The sequence below is a fragment of the Spongiactinospora gelatinilytica genome, from assembly GCF_003236385.1.
Lineage (GTDB): Bacteria > Actinomycetota > Actinomycetes > Streptosporangiales > Streptosporangiaceae > Spongiactinospora > Spongiactinospora gelatinilytica.
The window spans coordinates 1-19082 of the sequence record NZ_POUA01000119.1 but is presented as its reverse complement, the minus strand read 5'-3'; the positions used below and the strand labels follow the sequence as shown (position 1 = coordinate 19082).

Annotated in this window: 23 protein-coding genes; 5 read left to right on the top strand and 18 right to left on the bottom strand. The window is 70.2% G+C overall.

Annotated features, from left to right (window positions below; all coding sequences use genetic code 11):
- Positions 1-1093 (top strand): AI-2E family transporter (locus C1I98_RS16830; RefSeq protein WP_111168396.1); only part of this gene is annotated, 1093 nt, incomplete at its 5' end.
- A gap of 3 nt (positions 1094-1096) precedes the next feature.
- Here C1I98_RS16830 and C1I98_RS16825 read toward each other — a convergent pair.
- From C1I98_RS16825 to C1I98_RS16815, 3 genes are all read right to left on the bottom strand, one after another.
- Positions 1097-1873 carry an alpha/beta fold hydrolase gene (locus tag C1I98_RS16825; protein WP_111168401.1) on the bottom strand — a complete coding sequence of 259 codons (777 nt, stop codon included), beginning with the start codon at positions 1871-1873 and terminating at the stop codon, positions 1097-1099.
- 116 nt (positions 1874-1989) lie between these two features.
- Positions 1990-2697: an alpha/beta hydrolase gene (locus C1I98_RS16820; protein WP_111168395.1), complete on the bottom strand. Its 708-nt coding sequence runs from the start codon at positions 2695-2697 to the stop codon at positions 1990-1992.
- 13 nt (positions 2698-2710) lie between these two features.
- On the bottom strand, positions 2711-3046 hold the full coding sequence (locus tag C1I98_RS16815; protein ID WP_111168394.1) for an Rv1322 family protein: 336 nt from the start codon (positions 3044-3046) through the stop codon (positions 2711-2713).
- Between the two features lie 19 nt (positions 3047-3065).
- Here C1I98_RS16815 and nucS point away from each other — a divergent pair, with 19 nt between their 5' ends.
- The 3 genes from nucS (at position 3066) to C1I98_RS16800 (ending at position 5995) form a co-directional block, all read left to right on the top strand.
- Positions 3066-3728, top strand: a complete 663-nt coding sequence (gene nucS / locus C1I98_RS16810) for an endonuclease NucS (RefSeq protein WP_111168393.1) — start codon at positions 3066-3068, stop codon at positions 3726-3728.
- A gap of 82 nt (positions 3729-3810) precedes the next feature.
- Positions 3811-5295 carry an aldehyde dehydrogenase family protein gene (locus C1I98_RS16805; protein ID WP_111168400.1) on the top strand — a complete coding sequence of 495 codons (1485 nt, stop codon included), beginning with the start codon at positions 3811-3813 and terminating at the stop codon, positions 5293-5295.
- A gap of 85 nt (positions 5296-5380) precedes the next feature.
- Positions 5381-5995, top strand: coding sequence for a TetR/AcrR family transcriptional regulator (locus tag C1I98_RS16800; protein WP_233507923.1), 615 nt, complete (start codon positions 5381-5383; stop codon positions 5993-5995).
- An 8-nt stretch (positions 5996-6003) separates the two neighbouring features.
- On the opposite strand, the gene C1I98_RS16795 is transcribed toward C1I98_RS16800, so the two are convergent.
- The 5 genes from C1I98_RS16795 to C1I98_RS16775 all read right to left on the bottom strand — a co-directional run bounded on the left by C1I98_RS16795 (position 6004) and on the right by C1I98_RS16775 (position 10113).
- Entirely contained in the window at positions 6004-6327 is a 324-nt protein-coding gene (locus tag C1I98_RS16795; protein ID WP_111168392.1) for an STAS domain-containing protein, read from the bottom strand.
- Between the two features lie 136 nt (positions 6328-6463).
- Positions 6464-7057, bottom strand: a complete 594-nt coding sequence (locus C1I98_RS16790) for a response regulator transcription factor (protein WP_111168391.1) — start codon at positions 7055-7057, stop codon at positions 6464-6466.
- A complete protein-coding gene (locus C1I98_RS16785; protein ID WP_111168390.1) occupies positions 7054-8229 on the bottom strand; it encodes a sensor histidine kinase in 1176 nt (391 codons plus the stop codon). Before C1I98_RS16785 ends, C1I98_RS16790 begins: the two co-directional genes overlap by 4 nt.
- A 13-nt stretch (positions 8230-8242) precedes the next feature.
- Positions 8243-9043: an ABC transporter permease gene (locus C1I98_RS16780; RefSeq protein ID WP_111168389.1), complete on the bottom strand. Its 801-nt coding sequence runs from the start codon at positions 9041-9043 to the stop codon at positions 8243-8245.
- Complete coding sequence (locus tag C1I98_RS16775) at positions 9040-10113, bottom strand: ABC transporter ATP-binding protein (RefSeq protein ID WP_233507922.1); 1074 nt, start codon at positions 10111-10113, stop codon at positions 9040-9042. Before C1I98_RS16775 ends, C1I98_RS16780 begins: the two co-directional genes overlap by 4 nt.
- A gap of 13 nt (positions 10114-10126) precedes the next feature.
- On the opposite strand from C1I98_RS16775, the gene C1I98_RS16770 reads away from it, so the two are divergent.
- A complete protein-coding gene (locus tag C1I98_RS16770) occupies positions 10127-10720 on the top strand; it encodes a cob(I)yrinic acid a,c-diamide adenosyltransferase (RefSeq protein WP_111168388.1) in 594 nt (197 codons plus the stop codon).
- Between the two features lie 3 nt (positions 10721-10723).
- Here C1I98_RS16770 and C1I98_RS16765 read toward each other — a convergent pair whose 3' ends face one another.
- The 10 genes from C1I98_RS16765 to C1I98_RS16720 all read right to left on the bottom strand — a co-directional run bounded on the left by C1I98_RS16765 (position 10724) and on the right by C1I98_RS16720 (position 18806).
- A complete protein-coding gene (locus tag C1I98_RS16765; RefSeq protein ID WP_111168387.1) occupies positions 10724-11095 on the bottom strand; it encodes a DUF2550 domain-containing protein in 372 nt (123 codons plus the stop codon).
- Between the two features lie 58 nt (positions 11096-11153).
- On the bottom strand, positions 11154-11558 hold the full coding sequence (locus C1I98_RS16760) for a F0F1 ATP synthase subunit epsilon (protein WP_111168386.1): 405 nt from the start codon (positions 11556-11558) through the stop codon (positions 11154-11156).
- A 62-nt stretch (positions 11559-11620) separates the two neighbouring features.
- Positions 11621-13048, bottom strand: coding sequence for a F0F1 ATP synthase subunit beta (gene atpD, locus C1I98_RS16755; RefSeq protein WP_111168385.1), 1428 nt, complete (start codon positions 13046-13048; stop codon positions 11621-11623).
- Between the two features lies 1 nt (position 13049).
- Complete coding sequence (locus C1I98_RS16750; protein WP_111168384.1) at positions 13050-13952, bottom strand: F0F1 ATP synthase subunit gamma; 903 nt, start codon at positions 13950-13952, stop codon at positions 13050-13052.
- 6 nt (positions 13953-13958) lie between these two features.
- Positions 13959-15608, bottom strand: coding sequence for a F0F1 ATP synthase subunit alpha (atpA, locus tag C1I98_RS16745; RefSeq protein ID WP_111168383.1), 1650 nt, complete (start codon positions 15606-15608; stop codon positions 13959-13961).
- Positions 15609-15647: 39 nt separating this feature from the next.
- Positions 15648-16463 carry a F0F1 ATP synthase subunit delta gene (locus C1I98_RS16740; RefSeq protein ID WP_306461894.1) on the bottom strand — a complete coding sequence of 272 codons (816 nt, stop codon included), beginning with the start codon at positions 16461-16463 and terminating at the stop codon, positions 15648-15650.
- 2 nt (positions 16464-16465) lie between these two features.
- Positions 16466-17005, bottom strand: a complete 540-nt coding sequence (locus C1I98_RS16735) for a F0F1 ATP synthase subunit B (RefSeq protein WP_111168382.1) — start codon at positions 17003-17005, stop codon at positions 16466-16468.
- Positions 17006-17037: 32 nt separating this feature from the next.
- Entirely contained in the window at positions 17038-17265 is a 228-nt protein-coding gene (atpE, locus tag C1I98_RS16730) for an ATP synthase F0 subunit C (protein ID WP_111168381.1), read from the bottom strand.
- Between the two features lie 58 nt (positions 17266-17323).
- Entirely contained in the window at positions 17324-18109 is a 786-nt protein-coding gene (gene atpB, locus C1I98_RS16725; RefSeq protein ID WP_111168380.1) for a F0F1 ATP synthase subunit A, read from the bottom strand.
- Positions 18110-18380: 271 nt separating this feature from the next.
- Positions 18381-18806 (bottom strand): Cg1360 family ATP-synthase-associated protein, encoded by a 426-nt coding sequence (locus C1I98_RS16720; RefSeq protein ID WP_111168379.1) that lies wholly within the window; start codon positions 18804-18806, stop codon positions 18381-18383.
- Positions 18807-19082: the final 276 nt, after the last annotated feature.

Genomic DNA, 19082 nt, shown 5'->3' with positions numbered 1-19082 from the left:
CCCCACCAAGCCCGCCGCGCCCACCGGGCCGAAGCCCGACGAGCGGTTCTTCGGCATTCCGGGCAAGGCCCTGGCCAAGAGCCCCTTCCTGTTCGGCCTGACCGCCGGGCTCGGTGTGCTGGTGGCGATCGGCCTGGCCCAGGCGGTGGTGAACACCCGCAGCGTGATCGTGCTGGTGCTGGTCGCCATGTTCCTGGCGGTGGGCCTCAACCCGGCCGTGGAGTGGCTGGCCAGGCGCGGGCTGAGCCGCCGGCCGGCGATCTCGATCGTGTTCCTGGGCGTGATCGCCTTCTTCGCGCTGTTCGGGCTGGCGATCGTGCCGCCGGTCGCCGAGCAGGTCAGCGACTTCGTGGCCGCGGTGCCCGGGTACATCAACGAGCTGCTCGCCAACCCGACGATCAGGCGGCTCGACGCCGACTACGGGCTGCTGGCGCAGCTCAAGGCGTACGTCACCAGCCCCGACCTGCCGCGCGTGATCGCCGGGGGCATCGTCGGCGCGGGCGCGGTGGTGTTCGGCGCGTTCTTCTCCGGGGTCACGCTGCTGGTGCTGACGCTCTACTTCCTGGGGTCACTGGGCTCGATCAAGGAGTACCTGCTGGGCCTGGTGCCCGCCACCCGCCGGGAGCGCACCCGCGCGATGAGCGACGAGATCCTGGACGGCATCGGCGGCTACGTGGCGGGCAACGTGGTGATCTCGGTGATCGCGGGCGTGCTGTCGTACGCGTTCCTGGGTGTCGCCGGGGTGGAGTACGCGCTCGCGCTCGCGCTGGTGGTCGCGGTGACCGACCTGATCCCGCTGGTCGGCGCGACCATCGGAGCGGTGTTCGTGAGCGGTGTGGCGCTGTTGCAGTCGCTGCCGCTCGGCATCGCCTGCGCGGTGTTCTTCCTGATCTACCAGCAGGTCGAGAACTACGTGATATACCCGCGCGTGATGAAGCGCTCGGTGGACGTCGCCCCGGCGGTGACGGTGATCGCGGCGCTGTTCGGCGGCACGCTCCTCGGCATCGTCGGGGCGCTCATCGCGATTCCGGTGGCCGCGGCGATCGCCCTGGTCATCAGGGAGGTCGTGCTGCCCCGCCAGGCCCGCGTGTGAGGGTCAGGGCCACGAGATCCCGCCCACGAAGGCGGCGACCGCCCGGTTGAACGCCTCGGGCTGCTCCACCGCCGACAGGTGTCCGGCCGCCTCGATCACGGTGAGCCGGGAGTCGGGAACGGCCTCCGCTATCGCCTCGGCGTCGGCCGGGGTCGTCATCTGGTCCTCCTCTCCCACGATCACCAGGGCGGGGACCTTCAGGTCGCGCAGCGTGTCGAAGGAGTCGGCGCGGCCGGCCATCGCCCGCTCGGCCCAGGCCACCGCGCCCGGCGGAGCGGCCTGCACCAGCCCGCGCACCCGGCCGAAGACCATGCCGCGGCGCTGCCTGGTGGTGGGCCCCACGAGGCCGGGAAGCACCTCGTCCAGCAGGATCGCGTTGCCGTTGGCGGAGACGGCGGCGGCGATCCGTTCGCGGTTGGCGCTCGCCTGCTCCTGGTCGGCGGTGGCCCTGGTATCGGCCAGGATGACGCCGAGCAGGCGGTCGGGGTGACGGCGGCAGAAGGCCATCGTCACGTAGCCGCCCATCGACAGACCGCCGACCACGGCCCGCTCGACGCCCTCGGCGTCGAGCAGCGCGGCGACATCGTCGGCCATCACATCGATGGAGGGGGGCTCGTCGTTGAGCACCGAGCCGCCGAAACCACGGAGATCGGGTGTGATCACCCGGCAGGAGGCGGCGAGACCTTCCCGCTGGGCCAGCCACATGGCCGAGGAGAGCGGGAACGCGTGGAGGAGGACGACCGGCACTCCGCTGCCGGCCGATCGCGAGTACAGGTGCACGGAGAACAACCTAACCTGACGTTCGGCCGCTGCCACCCCTACCGGGGTTAGCGGTCATACCCAGAGGGTCATCGTGCCGACCGAATACCCCCCGCCCCACTCCGCGGAGCCATGTTTCAGGGCAGCCGCTCCGGCAGCGGGTACGCTCCGGGGGCCACCGTGCGGACGATCTCGTTGAGCACGATCCGCACCGAGGGCTCGCCCACCCACAGGTGCTTGGCGCCCTCCACGCCGATCACCTCGGCCTGCGGCACGAGGGCGAAGCGTTCGGCGGCCTCGTCCGGGCGCAGGTAGTCGTCGAACTCGGGCACCAGCGCCAGCAACGGACGGCCGAACTCGCCCCACGCCGTGAGGTCGGCGTCAGAGGCTCGGCGCAGCGGCGGCGAGAGCAGGATCGCCCCCTCGATCAGTGGGTCGCGCCCCCAGCGCAGCGCCAGCTCGGTGCCGAACGACCAGCCGACCAGCCACGGCCGGGGCAGGTCGTGGAACTCGGCGTACTCCAGCGCGGCCGCCACGTCGAACCGCTCGCCCTCGCCGTCGCCGAACTCGCCCTGCGAGGTGCCGCGGTCGGAGGTGGTGCCCCGCGTGTTGAAGCGCAGCACGGCCAGATCGGCCAGCGCGGGCAGCCGGTAGGCGGCCTTGCGGAAGACGTGGCTGTCCATCATGCCGCCGTGGGTGGGCAGCGGGTGCAGGCAGACCAGCGTGGCCGCCGGGGGCCGTTCGGCGGGCAGGGCCAGCTCGCCCACGAGCGTCAGCCCGTCCGCGGTGTGCAGCTCGATCGGCTCCCTGCGGGCGGGCAACACCGTGGACGCCCGGATCTCCATCCCTGCGACTCCTTCAGTAGCGATTTCTGCCGTGCCCGCGGTCGAGGCGCTTGCGCCAGCACGGAGTGTGCCAGTGCCGCCGCTCCTCCTCGCCCCCCGGCCAGTTGGGCCAGCTCACGATGTGCGGCATGCCGGCGCGGACCTCCTGGTCACAGCCCGGGCAGCGGTAGGCGCGATCGGCCGCGCCGCCGCGCAGGGCGCGGACCTTCCACTCGCCGTCAGGCCACTCCTCGACGCGGTCCATGCCCGCGGGGAAGCCGGTGATCGGCACCGGCGGCGGGCGGGAGGCGGAGTCGCCACGCCGCCCCCGGTCGAAGGGGTCCTTTCTGCGGGCACGTCGGGGGCTCACAACGGTAGGGTAATCGGTCATGCGGCTGGTCATCGCGCGGTGCAGCGTGGATTACGTGGGGCGGCTCACCGCCCATCTGCCCATGGCATCGCGCCTCTTGCTCTTCAAGGCCGACGGCTCGGTGTCGGTACACGCCGACGACCGCGCCTACAAACCGCTCAACTGGATGAATCCACCCTGCAAGCTCCGTGAGGACGACAAGACCTGGACGGTCACCCACGGCAAGACGGGCGAGAAGCTGATCCTCACCATCGAGGAGATCATGCACGACTCCAGTCACGAGCTGGGCGTCGATCCCGGGTTGCGGAAGGACGGCGTGGAGGCCCACCTACAGGAGCTGCTGGCCGAGCACATCGGCACGCTCGGCGAGGGCTGGTCACTGATCCGCAGGGAGTACCCGACGGCGATCGGCCCGGTGGACATCCTGTGCCGCGACCACACCGGCGCGACGGTCGCCGTGGAGATCAAGCGCAGGGGCGAGATCGACGGGGTGGAGCAGCTGACCCGCTATCTGGAGCTGCTCAACCGCGACCCGCTGATCGCGCCGGTGCGCGGGGTCTTCGCGGCCCAGGAGATCAAGCCGCAGGCGCGGGTGCTGGCCACCGACCGCGGCATCGGCTGCGTCGTGCTCGACTACGACTCCCTGCGCGGCATCGCCCCGGAGAACCCGACGCTGTTCTAGGAGCCCGATGCTCCTATACCGCGGCGTCCGGTTGTCCCGTGCCGACGTGTCGGCGCAGACCTCGCGGGTTTATCGTGACGACATGACCGTGACCGCCGGCAGCCACAGTTTCGACTCACTCGACCCCGCCACCGGTGAGGTCGTCGGCACCCATCCGGTCCACTCGGCGGCCGACGTGCGCGCCGCCGTCGAGCGGGCCGCCGTCGCGGGGCGATGGTGGGCGGGCCTCGGCCACGCCGCCCGCAAGACCCGGCTGCTCGACTTCAAGGCCGTGCTCACCCAGAACATTCGGCGGATCGCCGCGCTGGTGAGCGCCGAGACCGGCAAGCCGCGCGGCGATGCCACGCTGGAGATCGTGCTGGCCATCGCGCACACCGACTGGGCGGCCAGGCACGCGGCGAAGGTGCTCGGCCCGCGCCGGGTCTTCCCCGGCCTGCTGGGGGCCAACCTCTCGGCCACGCTGGAGCACCGGCCGCTGGGCGTGGTGGGCGTGATCGGGCCGTGGAACTACCCGGTGTTCACGCCGGCCGGTTCGATCGTCTACGCGCTGGCGGCCGGCAACGCGGTGGTGTTCAAGCCCAGCGAGTACACCCCGGGCACGGGGGCGCTGCTCGCCGAACTGTTCGCCGAATCGGTGCCTGAGCACCCGGTCCTTCAGGTGGTGACCGGGCTCGGCGAGACCGGCGCGGCGCTGGCGGGCGACCCGGGCATCGGCAAGATCGCGTTCACCGGCTCGACCCCGACCGCCAAGCGGGTGATGGCGGCCTGCGCCCGAAACCTCACCCCGCTGGTCGCCGAGTGCGGCGGCAAGGACGCCATGATCGTGGCGGCCGACGCCGACCTGCGGGCCGCCGCCGACGCCGCGGTGTGGGGGGCGATGTCCAACGCCGGGCAGACGTGCGTGGGCGTCGAGCGGGTGTACGTGGTGGACACGGTGTACGAGCCGTTCATGCGCGAGCTGACCGAGATCGCCGGCCGGGTCCGCGCCGGGGAGCACTACGGCCCGATCACCATGCCGGGCCAGCTCGACGTGATCGACCGGCACATCGGCGCGGCGGTCACGTCAGGCACGGCGGTGCTCGGCGGGCCCGATTCGGTGCGCCGGCCGTACGTCGACCCGGTCGTGGTGGAGGACGTGCCGGCCGACAGTCCCGCGATGCGGGAGGAGACATTCGGGCCGACCGTAACCGTGAGCCGGGTGGCCGACGCCGAGGAGGCGCTGGCGCTGGCCAACGCCTCCGCCTACGGTCTGGGCGGCACGGTCTTCTCCCGCGACAAGAGGAGCGCGATGGACCTGGCGCGGCGGATGCGCGGCGGGATGACGGCGATCAACTCGATCATCTCGTTCGCCGGGGTGCCCGCCCTGCCCTTCGGGGGCGTGGGCGACTCCGGATTCGGCAGGATTCACGGGGCGGACGGGCTGCGGGAGTTCGCGCGGCCGAAGGCGATCTCCCGGCAACGCTTCCCACTCCCCGGAATGAACCTGACGTCGTTCAGCCGTGGTCAGGCGGAACTTGACCGTCTAGTCAGGTTGGTGACCATCCTCCATGGGCGGCGAAAGCACTAATGTCCTGACTCTTCCCGAAAAAGGATCTTGCGTCCATAATGGTGGGCTCTGGGGGTCCGCGATCACGCTGGACGCGAGGTGAATAGTGACGGGTAGAGCGTACCGGGGACTGTCGGCAGAGCAACGCCTGGCCGACAGACGGGAACGGCTCATGATGGCGGCGTACACGCTGTTCGCCAACCCAGGGTTTCCCGCAACGACGATCGAGCGGCTCTGCACCATGGCCAGGGTGTCCAACCGGGCCTTCTATGAGTGCTTCTCCGGCCGGGAGGCGCTGATGGAGGCGGTCTACGACCGCTGTGTGGACGACACGCTCCAGGCGGTGGCCAAGGCCGTGGCCGCCGCGCCGAACACTCTCGACGATCGGATCGAACATGGCATAGCCGAATACGTGGCATTCGCGACCAAGGACCTGCGCAGGGCGCACATCATGCACGTGGAGGTGCGCCGCGCCGGAGACTGCCTGATCACCGCACGGCAGCGGGCGGTGGCCGGTTTCACCCGGATCATGGAGGAGACCGTGGCGGCGTATCCGCAACGGACCCCGCCGAACACCCACCTCCTGATCCTCGGGCTGATCGGGGCCTTACAGGAGTTACTCATCGAATGGGTGCTCGCGGACGTACGGCCCGCCACCGACGACCTGATCATCACGGCCGTGCACATCTTCCGGCGCTCGTTCAGCCCGGCCGGGGCGTGATCCTTCGCTCAGGCCACCGCCGCCGACGGCGGTAACTCCTCCACACGCAGCACCCGGTTCAGCCGGGTCACCGCCAGCACTCGCATGATCCTGGGCGGCACACCGCGCAACACCAGGTGACGACCCGCGGAAAGCGCGCGCCGATGGGTGCCCACCAGCACCCCGAGACCGGTGGCGTCGATCATCTCCAGGCCGCTGAGATCGACGACCAGGTCACCATCCCCGGAGTCCACCGCTCGATGCAACCGGGGACGAACCCCCGCCACGGTGCCGACGTCGAGCCGCTGCCCGACGCGGACCACCTGTCCACCGGACCGTTCCCGGACGCGCATGCCACCTCCCCCTGCCGGCTCCCCTGCTGATGCGTACGAACTTCCCTGCCCGGCATTGCTCGATCCATGCCCAATAACCGCCGTTTCGTGCAAGTGGAGTAAATGGCGGCGGTAAAGCGGTGGTCAAGAACGCGCCTTAGAGCCAGCCCATTTCCTGGGCCGCCCGGATCGCGGTGATCCGGTTGGTCGCACCCAGCTTGGTCATCGCGCTGGAAAGGTAGTTGCGGACGGTGCCCTCCGTGAGGCTGAGCGCCACCGCGATGTCGCCCACCGAAGCGCCGCGCGCGGCCAGCGCGAGCGCGTCGCGCTCCCGTCCGGTCAGCGGGCTGTCCCCCGCCATCATGGCGGAGGCCGCCATCTCCGGGTCCAGGTACCGTCCGCCGGCGTGGACCTTGCGGATCGCCGTCGCCAGTTCCTCCGCCGAGGCGTCCTTCGGGATGAACCCCCGCACTCCTGCGGCGAGCGCCCGCCGCAGATATCCGGGCCGTCCGAAACTGGTGAGGATCAGGATGGCCTGACCCGGCACTTCCTCCGCCACCGACAGCCCGTCCATCCCCGGCATCTCGATGTCGAGCACCACGACGTCGGGCCGGTGCTCCTGCACCGCCGCCCGCACCAGGTCGCCCGCCGCCACCTCGGCGACCACCTCGATGTCCGGTTCCAGGCCGAGCAGCGTGGCGATGGCCCTGCGGATCAGATGCTCGTCGTCCGCGAGCAGCACCTTGATCATTCCACTCCCCTCACCGGGACCGTGGCCGTGAGCACGTACTCCCCCGGCCTGCCCGGCCCCACGCAGAGCGTGCCGCCGTGCGCGGCCACCCGGTCGGCGAGCCCGGCGAGGCCGCTGCCGTCGCCGGCCGGCCGGTCCTCGCCCGGCCGCTCCCCGGCGACCGGCCGCACGCCGTCGTTGGTCATCCGCAGCCGCACTCGGCCGCCGTCCGGTTCGACATCGATCCGGCAGAAGGTGGCCGAACTGTGCCGCAGCACATTGGTGGTGCCCTCCCTGACGACCCAGGCCAGCAGCGTGCTCACCTGGCCGGGCAGCTCGGACTCGGCGGGGGCGCTGACCTCGCAGCGGATGCCGGCCGCCACCAGAACGGCGCGTACGCTGCTCAGCTCGGCCGGCAGGTCCACCGTGCGGTAGCCGCGCACCGCCGTACGGATCTCGTGCAGTGACTCCTTGGCCAGGTGGCGCACCTCGCCCATCTCGGCGACGGCGCGATCCAGGTCGGCGTGGGCCAGCTTGAGGGCCACCTCGCTCTTCACCGCGATCGCCGAAAGGCTGTGCCCGACCAGGTCGTGCAGGTCGCGGGAGAACCGCAGCCGCTCCTCGGTGACGGCCAGCCTGGTCTGCGCCTCCTTGCCCGCGATCGCATCCGCGAGCACGTACCAAAACCACACCTGGAGCCTGTTCCCCCAGGTGGTGACCACACTGACCAGGAGGAGCTGGACGGCCGCCGGCGCCATGCCCTTGCCGCTCGCGGTCAGTGAAACGGCTGCGGCCGTCGTGCCCAGCGTGATGAGGACCGCCTGCGCCGCGGTCACGTTGAGCGCCGCCACGCCGGCCCAGGCCGACGCCATGAGCCCCCAGCCCCACGGCGTCGGATCCTGGATCAGCAGCGCCACCATGCTGACCGCGCCCGCCGCCGCGATCTCCCGCCAGGGCGTCCGGCGGGTCATCGCGATCCGGGTGATCCGCAGGTACAAGACCGCGAACACGACGAGACAGACCAGGCCGGAGATCACCTTGACCGGTGACAGCGTCTCGGCCAGCGAGGAGGCGGCGAATCCGTTCAGGGCGCCCATGCCGGCGATGATCAAACCGGCCATGAGCGACCATCTGGTCACCCGGCGGACCCGCTCGTACGCTGCCCGTTCCCGCGCGCCCGAATTATCCGACATATCGCATCACACGCTATCCGTGCCGCGGATCCCATCGGAACAGCCACCGGGCCAGCAGCGCCGACACGCCCACCCAGGCCAGCGCGATCCCGATCGCGGGCAGCGCGGCCACCCACTGCGCGGCCATGCCCAGCGACTCAGCACCGGTCCCGACGAAGTCCCGTCCCAGGTAGGCCGTCCGCATGATCTCCACCACCGGCGTCACCGGGACCACCTCGGCGAGCGCGCCGAGCGGGCCGGGCATCGCCGTGGTCGGGCCGATGATCGGCGCGCCGAGCATCACGACCAGCAGCAGCGGCAGCACCGCCACCTGAGCCGTCTCGGCGTTCGGCGTGATCCCGGCGAACGCCGCGGCGAGAAGCCCCATGATCGCGACGCCGAGCAGCGCGCCGAGCAGCATCAGCGGCAGGTTGGCGGGCGCCCCGCCGTCCTGCCAGTGCATGCTCCACACCACCACGAGCCCCACCTGGAGCGCGAAGACGGCCAGCGCCCCGAGCATCGCCCCGCCGAGGATCGCCGCCGAGGACGGTTGGGCCGCGCGCAGCCGCTTGAGCACCAGTTCCTCGCGTCGCGCGGCGAAGGTGTTGACCATGTTGACGAACACCGCGAACCCGAGCATCAGGCCGGGCAGCCCGGTGATCACGTACAACTGGCCGGGCACCCCCTCGATCTGCCGGCCGGCCGCGACGTTGCTGAACAGCCAGCCCATCAGCAGCGGCAGCAGCAGGACGTTGACCATGGCCGTCTGGTTGCGCCCGAGCAGCTTCAAGTCCACCCGCGCCAGCCGTACGGCGTGCAGGACATCCGTTCTCATCGCCCCTCCTCCACGACGCGCAGGAAGACGTCCTCAAGCGTCCCCCGGCATACTTCCAGCCGTTCCAGGGTCAGTTCGTGCTTGTCGGCCCAGTCGAGCAGCGGGCGCAGCGCCGCGTGCGCGCGGCCGGCCTCGGGCGAGGCGGGCAGCGCGTAGGTCACCCGCGTGCCGTCGCCGGAATGGGCTGTCGTGGCGGCGGTGCCGTCCAAGAACGGCAGGCCCTCGCGCAGCCGTTCGCGCAGTCCGGCGGGCGGCAGGGCGAGCCGGAAGTGGATCTGGTCGCCCGCCGGGGTCACCACCTCGTCCACCGTCCCGGACGTGGTGATCCGCCCCTGGTGCATGATCGCCAGCCGGTCCGCCAGCTTCTCGGCCTCCTCCAGGTAGTGCGTGGTCAGCAGCACCGTGACCCCCGCCGCCCGCAGATCGTGGATGATCTGCCAGGTGCCGCGGCGCGCCTCGGGGTCCATCCCGGTGCTCGGCTCGTCCAGGAACAGCACCTCCGGCTCGGCCAGTACGGCGAGCGCCAGGTCGAGCCTGCGCCGCTGTCCCCCGGAAAGCTGCCGGACCCTCGTGCGCTCCTTGGTGGCCAGCCCCACCATCTCCAGCGTCCCCGCCATGGAGGAGCGCCCTGCGTCGGCCGCCATTCCGCGCCACAGCCGCACGGTCTCACCGACCGTCAGGTCGCCGAGGAAGCCGCCCTCCTGGAGCATCACGCCGATCCGGGGACGCAGCGCACGGCCGTCCTTGGCGGGGTCCAGGCCGAGCACCCGGACGCTGCCCGCCCGCGGCCGGGCGAAGCCGAGCAGCGACTCCATCGTGGTGGTCTTGCCCGCGCCGTTCGTGCCGAGCAGGGCGAACACCTCGCCCCGCCGTACGGTGAACGAGACCCCGCGCACCGCCTCGAAGTCGCCGTACGCCTGCCGGAAGTCGGCCACCTCGATCGCGGTGGCGGCCCGTGCCGGTTCGTCTCTCATGTCGCCCAGCTTGGCCGCCAGGCCGTATCCGCAGGTAGTCGCCGATATCACCGGCTCGATGTGGATCGCGCGCACGACCGGGATGACAACTGTCATCTACTGTGAAGCCATGACCCGCACTGACAAGGACAAGCCGGTCGTACTCTCCCGGATCTACACCCGGACCGGCGACGACGGCACGACCAACCTCGTCGACATGAGCCGCACCCGCAAGACCGATACCCGGCTAGCCGCCTACGCCGACGTGGAGGAGGCCAACGCGGCCATCGGCCTGGCCATCGCCGTGGGGCTCGACCCCGCCATCGCCCGGATCCTCGGCCGGGTCCAGAACGAGCTGTTCGACCTCGGCGCCGACCTGGCCACCCCGGTCACCGAGAACCCGGAGTTCCCGCCGCTGCGCGTGGAGGAGTCCTACATCACCTGGCTGGAACGCCGGTGCGATGAGTTCAACGAGCGCCTGGAGCCGCTGCGCAGCTTCATCCTGCCCGGCGGCACGCCCGCCACCGCGCACCTGCACCTGGCCCGCACGATCGTGCGGCGGGCCGAACGCTCGGCCTGGGCGGCGATCGAGACGTACGACGACGTCAACCCGCTGACCGCGAGGTATCTCAACCGGCTGAGCGACCTGCTGTTCATCCTCTGCCGGGTCGCCGCGGGCGGCCAGGAGATCCTCTGGCGGCCGGGCAACACCCGCGAAGAGTGAACGCTAGGTGAGGTCCAGGTGGGCGCCGGGCGGGGCGGACTCCAGCCAGGCCAGGAAGCCGGTGAGCGCGTCCTCCGTCATCGCCAGGGAGACCGTGCCGCAGTCGACCGCCCACAGCTCGCCCTCCCGCCTGCGGGCAGAAACACGAAGGCCGCGCCTCGCGATCGCGTGGCGCGGCCGGAACCGCAGACTCAGGAAGGGGATCCAGTGCAACTCCCCGTCGGCATAGCGGGCCACCCCGTTCTTCCACCCGCTCACACCGTCGCGCAGCCGACAGAGCACATGGCCCCGGGAGCGGGAGAGCACCACCCCCCGAAGCACGACAAGGGCGACGAGCGCCACGATGCCCCCACACACCATCAGCGTCGCCGACATCGCCCCGCCCCCGCCTTGTCCCAGTTGTACCGAGTCTAGATCATCGCCGCAGGCGCGATCACACGTCCTCGCCCGCCGCGCGGAGCCGTGCCGTGGCCCGCTTGGCCTCCAGGGCCGCCTCCATGTTCTCGGCGTCGGCATCGACCGACGCCAGCGCACGTTCCAGAGCGTCGCGCACCGCCCGGACGTCCACCTCGGAGCCCAGCTCGGCCATCTCCGCGAGGACCGACACCTCGTTGTCGGCCACCGAGAAGAACCCGCCGTGGACGGCGGCGACCAGCTCGCCCTCGCCGCCGGCGCGCTTCACTCGCAGAACGCCGCCCTCGACGAGAATGCCGAGCACGGGAGCATGATTCGGCATGATACCGATCTCGCCCTCGACGGTCTTGGCGATGACCATATCGGCCTCACCGGACCAGATCTCCCGCTCCGGCGAGACCACTCCTACTCGCAGCTTCGCCACTTCATGGTCCTTTCTGCCGGGTGCCGGTACGGACAGGGCCGTACCGGCACCGCGAGCGACGATTAGCGGGCGAGTTCCTTGGCCTTGGCCACCGCCTGCTCGATGCCGCCGACCATGAAGAAGGCCTGCTCGGGCAGGTGGTCGTACTCGCCGGCGCAAAGGCCCTTGAACGAGGCGATGGTCTCGTCGAGCGGCACGGTCTCGCCCGGCTGCCCGGTGAACGCCTCGGCGGCGTACATCGGGTGGGACAGGAAGCGCTCGATGCGCCGCGCCCGCTGGACGGTGACCTTGTCCTCTTCGGACAGCTCGTCGATGCCCAGGATCGCGATGATGTCCTGGAGCTCCTTGTACTTCTGCAGGATCCGCTTGGTCTCCTGGGCCACCGCGTAGTGCTCCTCGCCCACGATCTGCGGGTCGAGAATCCGGGAGGAGGAGTCCAGCGGGTCCACCGCCGGGTAGATGCCCTTCTCCGAGATCGGCCGGGACAACACCGTCTGGGCGTCGAGGTGCGCGAACGCGTTGTGCGGCGCCGGGTCGGTGATGTCGTCGGCGGGCACGTAGATCGCCTGCATGGAGGTGATCGAGTGACCGCGGGTGGAGGTGATGCGCTCCTGCAGCACGCCCATCTCGTCGGCCAGCGTCGGCTGGTAACCCACCGCGGACGGCATACGGCCGAGCAGCGTGGAGACCTCGGAACCGGCCTGGGTGAACCGGAAGATGTTGTCGATGAACAGCAGCACGTCCTGCTTCTGCACATCGCGGAAGTACTCCGCCATGGTGAGGGCGGACAGCGCGACGCGCAGCCGGGTGCCCGGCGGCTCGTCCATCTGGCCGAAGACCAGGGCGGTGTCCTTCAAGACGTCCGCCTCGGCCATTTCCACCCACAGGTCGTTGCCCTCACGGGTGCGCTCGCCCACGCCGGCGAAGCACGAGGTGCCACCGAAGTTACGGGCGACCCGGCGGATCATCTCCTGGATCAGCACGGTCTTGCCCACGCCCGCGCCGCCGAACAGGCCGATCTTGCCGCCCTGGACGTACGGGGTGAGCAGGTCGATGACCTTGATGCCGGTGACCAGCACCTCGGTACGCGACTCAAGCTGGTCGAACGGCGGCGACGGGCGGTGGATGCCCCAGCGCTCCTCGATCTTCACCGAGGAGGTCGGCACGTCCAGCGCCTCGCCGAGGGCGTTCCACACGTGGCCCTTGACCGCGTCGCCGACCGGCACCGAGATCGGGCCGCCGGAGTCGGTGACGGGGGCGCCGCGCACCACGCCGTCGGTGGGCTGCATGGAGATCGCCCTGACCAGGTTGTCACCCAGGTGCTGGGCGACCTCCAGGGTCAGCGTCTTGGTCTCGCCGCCCAGGGCGACCTCGACGTTCAGCGCGTTGTAGATCTCGGGCATCGCCTCGGCGGGGAACTCCACGTCGACGACGGGGCCCGTGACCCGCGCGACCCGGCCCACGCCGGTCTCAACAATCTGTGCAGTCATTTCACTCTTTCCCCGCTGCGGCGTCGGCCAGCGCGTTGGCGCCACCGACGATCTCGCTGATTTCCTGGGTGATCTCAGCCTGACGCGCCTGGTTCATCTGCCGGGTGAAGACCCCGATGAGCTCGTTCGCGTTGTCGGTCGCCGCCTTCATCGCGCGCCGCCGGGCCGCCTCCTCGGAGGCGGCGGACTGCAACAGTGCGGTGAAGATGCGCGACTCCACGTACCGTGGCAGCAGCGAGTCGAGCACCGCGCCGGCGCCCGGCTCGAACTCGAAGTACGGCAGCAGGGCCGTCTCCTCGGTCTGCTCGGCCTCCACGACCTCCAGCGGCAGAACCCGCTTGACCACGACGTTCTGGGTCAGCATCGAGACGAACTCGGTGGAGACGATGTGGATCTCGTCGATCCCCTCCTCCGCCTTGAACGACTCGATCAGCATGCCCGCGATCTCCTTGGCGTCGGAGTAGGCCGGCCTGCGGGAGAAGCCCTCCCACTCGCCGGCCATCTCCCGGCTGCGGAAGCGGTGCCAGCCGACGCCCTTGCTGCCGACCACGAAGGGCACGGCCCGGACGCCGCGCTCCTCCAGCAGCCCGCGCAGGGCCTCGGCCTCACGCAGCACGTTGGCGTTGAAGCCGCCGCAGAACCCGCCGTCGCTGGTGACGATCAGCACGCCGGCACTGGCCGGACGCTCCTTCTCGACGGTCAGCGGGTGGTCGATGCTGGAGGTGTTGCTCACCACACCGGTCACCGCGCGGGTGATCTCCCGCTCGTACGGCAGCGCCTCGGCCATCCGCTGCTGGGCCTTGGCGATCCGCGAGGACGCGATGAGCTCCTGCGCGCGAGTGATCTTGGCCGTCGACTTGACCGACCTGATCCTGCGCCGCAGCAGCCGAAGCTGTGCTCCCATGACCTGCTACTTCTTCTCGGGGGTGCGGACGACCTTGGTGATCTTCTCCTGGCCGACCTCACCGGCTTCGAGCGCGTCGACCGGCTCGTCCTTGACCAGCAGCTCGCCGGAAGAGGTCTCGAACCCCTTCTTGAAGTCGGTGATCGCGTCCTTGAGCGCGGTCACCGCGTCGTCGGCCAGCTCGTTGGTCTCCCGGATGCCGTCGTAGATGCCCTTGTGGTCGCGGGCCAGGTAGTCCAGGAACTCGGTCTCGAAGCGGCGGACGTCCTCGATCGGCACCTCGTCCAGCTCGCCGGTCGTACCGGCCCACACCGAGACGACCTGCCGCTCGACCGGGAACGGGCTGTACTGGGGCTGCTTGAGCAGCTCGACCAGGCGCGCGCCGCGTTCGAGCTGGGCGCGCGAGGCCGCGTCGAGGTCGGAGGCGAAGGAGGCGAACGCCTCCAGGTCGCGGAACTGGGACAGCGACAGCTTCAGCGTGCCCGCGACCTTGCGCATGGCCTTGACCTGCGCCGAACCGCCGACTCGGGACACCGAGATACCGACGTTGATGGCCGGTCGCACACCCGCGTTGAACAGGTCGGTCTCCAGGAAGCACTGACCGTCGGTGATGGAGATGACGTTGGTCGGGATGAAGGCCGAGACGTCGTTGCCCTTCGTCTCGATGATCGGCAGACCGGTCATCGAGCCGCCGCCCATGTCGTCGGAGAGCTTGGCACACCGCTCCAGGAGCCGCGAGTGCAGGTAGAAGACGTCGCCGGGGAACGCCTCACGGCCCGGCGGGCGGCGCAGCAGCAGCGAGACCGCGCGGTAGGCGTCGGCCTGCTTGGTGAGGTCGTCGAAGACGATCAGGACGTGCTTGCCCTGGTACATCCAGTGCTGGCCGATCGCGCTGCCGGTGTAGGGGGCCATGTACTTGAAGCCCGCGGCGTCGGACGCCGGCGCGGCGACGATGGTGGTGTACTCCAGCGCGCCCGCCTCTTCCAGCCGCGCCCGGACCTGTGCGATCGTGGAGCCCTTCTGGCCGACCGCGACGTAGACGCAGCGGACCTGCCGCTGCGGGTCGCCGGAGGCCCAGTTGTCCCGCTGGTTGAGGATGGTGTCCACGGCGATCGCGGTCTTGCCGGTGCCACGGTCGCCGATGATGAGCTGGCGCTGACCGCGCCCGATCGGCGTCATGGCGTCGATGGCCTTGATTCCGGTCTGCAGTGGCTGGCGCACCGACTGGCGCTGCACCACCGAGGGCGCCTGCAGCTCAAGGGCGCGGCGGCCCTCGGCCTCGATCGGGCCCTTGCCGTCGAGCGGGTTGCCCAGTGGGTCCACCACGCGGCCGAGGAAGGCGTCGCCGACCGGCGCCGACAGGACCTCGCCCGTGCGGCGGACCGTCTGGCCCTCCTCGATCTTGCTGTAGTCGCCCAGGATAACGACACCGATCTCCCGGACGTCCAGGTTCAGTGCCAGGCCACGCGTGCCGTCCTCGAACTCAAGCAGCTCGTTCGCCATCGCCGAGGGAAGGCCGGAGACATGGGCGATGCCGTCGCCGCAGTCGACGACGGTCCCGATCTCCTCACGCGCGGCGCCTTCCGGCTCGTACGCCTGGACGAAGCGCTCAAGCGCGTCCCGGATCTCATCCGGCCGGATCGTCAGCTCCGCCATCTCTCTCTGTCTCCCTATTGACTAAACAACCGACGTCGGTCAGCCGGCCAAGCGGCGGCGGACTTCTTCGATTCGCGCCGCGATGGTGGTGTCGATGACCTCGTCGCCGACACGAACCGAGAACCCGCCGATCACTCGGGGGTCGACCTCGACGTTCAGGTGAACGTCTCGGCCGTAGGAGTCGCGCAGCAGCGCGGCGAGCCGCTGCTTCTGCCCGTCGCTGAGCGCGACCGCGCTGCGCACCACGGCCACCAGGCGCTGCCGCTGGGCGGCGACCAGGTGGCCGAAGTCGGCGAGCCCGGTCTCCAGGCTACGTCCTCGCGGGTGCGCGACGGCCTGGACCACCAGCAGCGATGTCACCGGGGCCACCTTGTCGCCGAGCAGGGAGCGCAGGAACTCCGCCTTGCGCTCGGCGGTCACGGCCGCGTCGCCCAGGAAGCGGCGCAGCTCGGCGTTGCTCGCCACGATGCGGCCGAACCGGAACAGCTCGTCTTCCACATCGTCGATCTGCCCCGCCGCCTCGGCGGAGGCGGCGGCGGCGATCACCGCGACCCGCTCCAGAGCGTCGGCGACGTCTCCGGCGCGGGTCCACTTGGCGGCGACGGCGGCGATCGTGGTCTCCAGCGCGGCCTCACCGATCTTGCCTTCCAGCAGGACCCTGGCCGTCTGTGCCTTCTGCTCCGCCGGACGCGACGGGTCGGACAGGGCACGGCGCAGGCCGTGCTCCCGGTCCAGGAGCCCGGCGACCGCGAACAGGTCCTGCGACAGCGCGGTGAGATCCGCGCCGGCCGCCACGACGTTGAACCGCTCCTCCACCGAGGCCAGCGACGCCCTGCTCAGACCCATCATCGTCATCGTCAACGCACCGCCTGCCTGGCGTCGCTCTCCAGCTCCTCAAGGAACCGGTCGACGACACGGCGCTGGCGGGCCTCGTCCTCAAGGGACTCGCCGACGATGCGGCCGGCCAGGTCGGTGGACAGCCGGCCGATCTCCGCCCGGAGCTGGGCGAACGCCTGCTGGCGGTCGGCCTCGATCTGGGCGTGCGCCGCCTCGATGAGGCGGCGGGCCTCGGCCTGTGCCTCCTCACGGAGCTCGGCCTTGATCTGGGCGCCCTGCTCGCGCGCCTCCTCGCGCAGCCGCGCGGCCTCGTGCCGGGCCTCGACGAGCTGCTCGCGGTATTCGTCCAGCGCCTGCTGGGCTTCCTTCTGGGCGTCGGCGGCCTTCTTCAGGCCGCCCTCGATCGCCTCCGCGCGGTCCGCGAGGGTCTTCTGGATGCGCGGGACCAGCATGCGGCCCACGAAGAACAGCACGAACAGGAACGCGAAGCCGCCGATGGCCATCTCGGCCGGGTGCGGAATGAGCGGGTTGTTGCCGCCCGCTTCGGCAAGGACATTCATGGCCTGGCCTCCCCTCGGGGGTCAGTCACTCGTCAGGCTCGGAAGGCGAAGGCGAGGGCCACGCCGATCAGCGCGAGCGCCTCGGTGAACACGAAGCCGAGCAGCATGTTCTGGCGGATCAGGTTGTAAGCCTCGGGCTGGCGGGCGATCGCCTGCACACCTTGGCCGAAGATGATGCCCACGCCGATGCCCGGGCCGATGGCCGCGAGGCCGTAACCGATGGAGCCGAGGTTGCCGGTGACTTGAGCGAGCAGGCTCATGCTTTTCCGTTTCCTTTTCTATCGGCCGGTGGAGTGTCCACCGGAATCTCTTGAGTTCTCAGTGGGCCGGGTGCAGCGCGTCGTTGATGAACATCGCGGTCAGCATCGCGAACACGTAGGCCTGCAGGGCCTGGATGAAGAGCTCGAACGCGGTCAGCGCGATGGTCATCAGGACGCCGAGCACACCCAGCGGCGCGCCGAGCGGGCTGAGCTCCACGAACAGGAAGTGCCAGCCCACCTCGGAGAACAGCGCGATGATGAGGTGACCGGCCATCATGGTGGCGAAGAGCCGCACCGCGTGGGTGACGTGCCGCAGGATCACCGTGGAGGCGAACTCGATCGGCGCGACCAGCACGTACATCCAGCCGGGCAGCCCGGGCGGGAACATGATGTTCTTGAAGAAGCCCCAGGGCCCCTGGTGCTTCATGCCCAGGAAGAGGACCATCACCCAGACGCCCAGCGCGAGGATGGCCGGGTAGCCGATCAGCGACATCACCGGGAACTGGATGAAGATGACCGACCCGAAGAGGTTCATGACCAGCACGAACAGGAACATGCTGAACAGCAGCGGCATCCAGCGGTCGCTGTCCTTGCCGAGGAACGGCCGCGCGCACTGCTCGCGGACGAACTCGTAGGCGTACTCGCCGAAGGCCTGCATGCCGCGCGGCACCAGCTTCGGGCGCGAGAAGGCCGCGAAGCAGAGCACGATCACCAGCAGCGCCGCCAGGAACGCGAGCAGGGCGGGCTTGTTGAACCACTCGGCACCCGACACCAGTGCCGGCCATTCGAAGAGGTTGAGTCCCGGGGCCTGGAACTCTTCGGCTGCGAGGGGCGCGGCGCTCACTCGGCGTTCCCTTCCTCGTAGTGGATCAGGGTGTCTTCCAGCGCCCGGTCACCGGATGGCGAGGGATCGGGAAGCTCAGTCAGGTGGGTGGTGCGGTCGGACGGAGACCAGGACCCGCGGGCGCCTATGGGCGCCCAGGCGGATCGGCGATCGCGCACGCGACGATAGCAGGCGGCAGCGTGACTAGTCATATCGGGCCACGAACTGCCTGCTGCGGTGAGTTTACGGGATGGGACCGCCGGTGGGTGAACGGCGGCCTGGCTGCGGCGCATCATTTCTCTCCGGCGTGTCCGGGAACCTTGACGTCGGGCTCGACGTACAGCATCCGCAGCTTCATGAACGCCCTTGCCTCCCCCACGGTCCAGGCGACCGTGCAGAGGATGACGGTCCAGGTGAACGTCATGGGGTGCCAGGCGGTGACGTCGGAGAGGGAGCTCAGCGCGAGGGCCAGCGCGAGGATCTTGACCAGGTAGGTGCCCAGCGCGGCGATCATCATCATCTGCGGCGACACGCGCGAGGCGTAGGCCACGGCGACCAGGCTGATGATGAAGAACGCGGCGACCACCACGACGCCGATCAACGCGGCGAGCGCTCCCGCGGCACCGACGGTGAACGACGAGACGAGGGCCACGACCAGGCCCACCACGAGGGCGGGTATCGCGGCGTTTTTGAGGACGCGCACGTCGTTGGCCTGCATCGGTGCTCCAGAAACGGTTGTCAAGCGAGCATTTGCTGCCTCACACGGCCGAGCCGGTGAGGACCTCTGCTAGTGAAAGCTATCACAAGCTCCGGCAGAGCCGTTTTTACCTGCCGTTTCGGATGCGATGATCAAGGGGTGGCACGGGGTGAGAGCCCAGGTAGCGGCACGTCTCCCAGCGGGATCACGGCGGTGTCCTGGCCCATCTCGGCCGTCGGCGGGCGCTCGGCGGAGGGGCCGCCGCCGGGCCCTGCCGGGTACGGACCGCCGGACGGG